General features: G+C 69.6%; 4 protein-coding genes and 1 pseudogene. 4 read left to right on the forward strand and 1 reads right to left on the reverse strand.

The window, feature by feature from the left end; translation table 11 throughout:
* Window positions 1-106 precede the first annotated feature (106 nt).
* Both phnE (ACIKT0_RS14510) and phnE (ACIKT0_RS14515) read left to right on the forward strand, forming a co-directional pair.
* Window positions 107-865: pseudogene (gene phnE, locus ACIKT0_RS14510) on the forward strand (phosphonate ABC transporter, permease protein PhnE); the annotation flags it as partial.
* 41 nt (window positions 866-906) lie between these two features.
* Complete coding sequence (phnE, locus tag ACIKT0_RS14515) at window positions 907-1,734, forward strand: phosphonate ABC transporter, permease protein PhnE (protein ID WP_407106030.1); 828 nt, start codon at window positions 907-909, stop codon at window positions 1,732-1,734.
* A gap of 47 nt (window positions 1,735-1,781) precedes the next feature.
* Here the strand turns inward: phnE (ACIKT0_RS14515) and ACIKT0_RS14520 are convergent, their stop codons facing one another.
* The gene (locus tag ACIKT0_RS14520) at window positions 1,782-2,306 is read right to left on the reverse strand and encodes an RNA pyrophosphohydrolase (protein ID WP_407106028.1); all 525 of its coding nucleotides are present in this window, start codon (window positions 2,304-2,306) and stop codon (window positions 1,782-1,784) included.
* A gap of 134 nt (window positions 2,307-2,440) precedes the next feature.
* On the opposite strand from ACIKT0_RS14520, the gene ACIKT0_RS14525 reads away from it, so the two are divergent.
* Together ACIKT0_RS14525 and ACIKT0_RS14530 are read left to right on the forward strand one after the other, a co-directional pair.
* Complete coding sequence (locus ACIKT0_RS14525) at window positions 2,441-3,583, forward strand: 2-aminoethylphosphonate--pyruvate transaminase (RefSeq protein ID WP_407106029.1); 1,143 nt, start codon at window positions 2,441-2,443, stop codon at window positions 3,581-3,583.
* A gap of 125 nt (window positions 3,584-3,708) precedes the next feature.
* Window positions 3,709-3,880 (forward strand): serine dehydratase beta chain (locus ACIKT0_RS14530; RefSeq protein ID WP_407106031.1); only part of this gene is annotated, 172 nt, incomplete at its 3' end.

Consider the following 3,880-nt stretch of genomic DNA (forward strand, 5'->3'; position numbering starts at 1 on the left):
AGGCGCCTCCTCCGCGCATGTGACGTTCATCAGCGAGGCTGAGCAGGCGCTGCTCGTCGACCAAGGCTTCCTGGCTAGGACCGACCAGCAGTTTCACTGATGCGCCCTGCTCTCGGCATGGGCCGCGGAGGTGCGGCCCGGCGACCTCGCCGCCAATCTGTACCGCTTCACGAGCTACATCGGCCGCATCACACCGACGCTGACCTGGGCGAACCTCTTCGGGGACCTCGCCGAGTGGTACTGGAACATTGGCCTCTGGACGCGGCTCCTCGTGGAGACGCTTCTGATCGCCTATGTGGGCACGCTGATCGGCGGCCTGGTCGCCCTCTGCCTGTGCTTCGCCGCGTCCGGGAATTTCGGCGAGATCGCCTGGGCGCGCTTCGCCGTGCGGCGCCTGCTGGAATTCCTGCGGACCGTGCCCGAGGTCGTGTTCGCGCTGCTCTTCGTCATCGCGTTCGGGCTCGGGCCGATGGCGGGCGTGATCGCCATCGCGCTGCACACGGTCGGAGCGCTCGGAAAGCTGTTCTTCGAGATCGTCGAGAACATCGACATGAAGCCGGTGGAGGGCGTCCGCGCCGCCGGGGGCTCGTGGCTTCATGCCGTGCGGTTCGCGGCGCTGCCGCAGGTGGCTGCCGGCTTCGCCTCCTACGCCCTGCTCCGGTTCGAGATCAACGTGCGCGGCGCTTCGGTGATGGGCTTCGTCGGCGCAGGCGGCATCGGCCAGGAGCTGATCTCGGCGATCCGGCAGTTCTACTACCCCGACGTCAGCGCGATCCTGCTGATGATCATCGCGACCGTGTTCGTGATCGACATCGCGGACGAACGAATCCGCCATCGGCTCGCGGCCGTGGGGAGCCCGAAATGAAGGGTCCCGTTCCGAGCGTCCGCGCCGACGCGGTCGCGGACATGACGCGGCTGATGGCGGCGTACCCCGCAGGCTTCGGCAATCGGCGTCGCGCCGCCGGTCTCCTGCTGCTCGCCGCCGCCGTCGGTCTCTTCACCGGCTTCGCGATGTGGCGGCTCGATTTCTCGCTCGTCCGCATCCTGTCCGGGGTCGGGAGGCTCGCCGACTTCTCGCTGATGATGTTTCCGCCGTCGGCCGGCGGGCGCTTCTGGATCTATCTGCAGTCGCTCGGAGAGACGGTCGCGATCGCCTTCCTCGGCACCCTGTGCGCGGCGCTGCTCGCGTTCCCCTTCGCCTTCCTCGCGGCCAAGAACGTCATCCCGAACGTGTTCGTGCATTTCGGCGCCCGGCGCGTCCTCGACGTGATCCGCGGCGTCGACACGCTGATCTGGGCGCTGCTGTGGGTGAGCGTCGTCGGCCTGGGGCCCTTCGCCGGCCTGCTCGCCATCGCCTGCTCGGATTTCGGCGCGCTCGGAAAGCTGTTCTCGGAGGCGATCGAGACCGCCGACCGCAGGCCGGTGGACGGCGTCGCCTCGTCCGGCGGAAGCCGCATGCAGCAGGTCCGGTTCGGCGTCCTGCCGCAGGTGCTGCCGGTGATCGGCGGCCAGTGCCTCTACTATTTCGAGTCGAACACCCGTTCGGCGACCATCATCGGCATCGTGGGCGCAGGCGGGATCGGCGTGCATCTCGCCGAACAGATCCGCGTGCTGAACCTGCAGGACGTCTCGTTCCTGGTGCTGATGATCCTGGCCGCGGTGACGGTGATCGACGTCGTCTCGACGCGGTTGCGCACGGCGCTGGTGGGCCGCGCAGCGGCGCCGCTCGGATGATCCGATCCGCGGTCGGCCGCCACCCCGCGCCGGGGCTCTCCCGGCGCTCAGGCCGCGAAACGCCGGAAAGCCCGTCCGACCTCGGCGTAGACCGCCCGCTTGAACGGCACGACCAGCTCGACCGCCTTCTCCAGCCTCTCCCAGCGCCAGTCGGAGAACTCCTGCGGGACGCCGGCCGGAGACCGCGTGACGTCAATCTCGCCGTCGTTTCCATCGAAGCGCATCGCGAACCAGCGCTGCCGCTGGCCACGGAAGCGCGACAGCCTGTGGGGCGGACCGTCATAGGGCGGGAAGTCATAGCTCAGCGTCTCCGGATGGACGGCGAGCAGCGACGCGCTGGTCACGCCAGTCTCCTCCGCGAGTTCGCGCCAGGCGGCCGCCTCCGCCGTCTCTCCCGCATCGATCCCGCCCTGCGGCATCTGCCATTCATGACCGGGCGCGATGGTCTCCGGGCCGTCGTCGCCGATCCGCCGGGCTATCAGCACAAGGCCGCGGGCGCTGAAGAGCGCCACGCCGACATTGGCGCGGTAGGGACGCCCGTCCTGCCCGCCATCATGGTCCTGCAGCGCCATGTCGCTCCCCGTCAGCCCGGCGGCGCCCGCCGGGGGCTCGTCATGCCAGCCGCCTGGACGACGCGTCCAGCCCGGCGCATCTCTCCACGCCTCCGGAACTCCGGCGGCGCCCCTCTCCTACTGCGAGTGTCCCGATGTCCTCAGCCAAACCCGCATCCTCGGCGACAGGCGATCCGCTTCTTCTGACGCCGGGGCCGCTGACGACCTCCCGCTCGGTGAAGGAGGCCATGGTTCACGACTGGGGCTCGCGCGACGCCCGGTTCATCGCGATCAACAAGGCGGTGCTCGAGGCCCTTCCGCAGGTGATCCACGGCGAGGGCGACTTCGTCGCCGTGCCGATGCAGGGCTCCGGCACCTTCGCGATCGAGGCGATGCTGACGAGCTTCGTGCCGCGCGGCGGCAAGGCGCTGGTGCTGGTGAACGGCGCCTATGGCCGGCGCGCCAGGACGATCCTCGACATCGCGCGGCGCGCCAACGTGGTCCACGAGACGGCGGAGGACACGCCCCCGGACGTAGACGCGATCGACGCCATCCTCGCGGCGGACCCGGCCATCACTCACGTCTTCATCGTCCATTGCGAGACCACGAGCGGCATCCGCAACCCGGTCGAGGCGGTGGCGGCGGTGGTCGAGCGCCACGGCCGGCGGCTGCTGATCGACGCCATGAGCGCGTTCGGCGCGCTGGAGCTCGACGCCCGCGAGGTCGCCTTCGACGCCGTGGCCGCCTCTTCGAACAAGTGCCTCCAGGGCGTGCCGGGGCTCGGCTTCGTGCTGGCGCGCAAGTCCGCGCTGGAGGCGACGAGGGGCGCCGCGACCACGCTGGCGCTCGACCTGTTCGACCAGCACCAGGCGCTGTCGAGCACCGGCCAGTACCGGTTCACGCCGCCGATCCACGTCATCGCGGCGCTGCATCAGGCGCTCGAGGAGTTCCGGGCCGAAGGGGGGGCGGCGGGACGCGGCCGACGATACGCCGAGAACGCCCGCATCCTGATCGAAGGGATGGCCAGGCTGGGCTTCCGGACGCTGCTTCCGGAGGCCCTGCAAGCGCCGATCATCGTGACGTTCCGCACGCCGGAGGACGAGCGCTTCGTGTTCCAGCGCTTCTACGACGCGCTGAGAGAGCGGGGCTTCGTGATCTACCCCGGCAAGCTGACGGTCGCCGACACCTTCCGCGTCGGCTGCATCGGCGACCTCCATGCGGCCGACATGGCGGCCTTCGTCGCGGCCGTGAAGGACGTGCTCCTCGAAATGGGCGCAGGGCTGAGAGACGCGGCCTGACGCGACATCGAGGACGTGCGGCTTCCGGCACGGCGGCTGACCGCCACGCCGGAAGCAGCTATAACGGCTGCGAAATTCGGTCCGGGACGTAAGGCTCGCGGATCCCGAAAGAGCCCGAAAGCACCGTGTTTCTCAGCGTCTTCGACATCTTCAAGATCGGCGTGGGGCCGTCGAGCTCGCACACGATGGGGCCGATGCTGGCCGCCGGGCGGTTTCTCGACGCAAGGACTTCGACGTGCCGATGCGCTTCTGGCACTGCCGGAAGCCGACGATCGCGGCGGTGCGTGGGCCCTGCCT

Origin of the sequence: Hansschlegelia beijingensis, from assembly GCF_045505405.1 — a bacterium.
In the GTDB taxonomy this organism is placed as follows: Bacteria; Pseudomonadota; Alphaproteobacteria; order Rhizobiales; family Methylopilaceae; genus Methylopila; species Methylopila beijingensis_A.

Coding starts and splice junctions, on each gene's coding strand:
- ACIKT0_RS14520 (WP_407106028.1), bottom strand. CDS start 2,306: ATGGCGCTGCAGGACCATGATGGCGGGCAGGACGGGCGTCCCTACCGC.
- ACIKT0_RS14525 (WP_407106029.1), top strand. CDS start 2,441: ATGTCCTCAGCCAAACCCGCATCCTCGGCGACAGGCGATCCGCTTCTT.
- phnE (WP_407106030.1), top strand. CDS start 907: ATGACGCGGCTGATGGCGGCGTACCCCGCAGGCTTCGGCAATCGGCGT.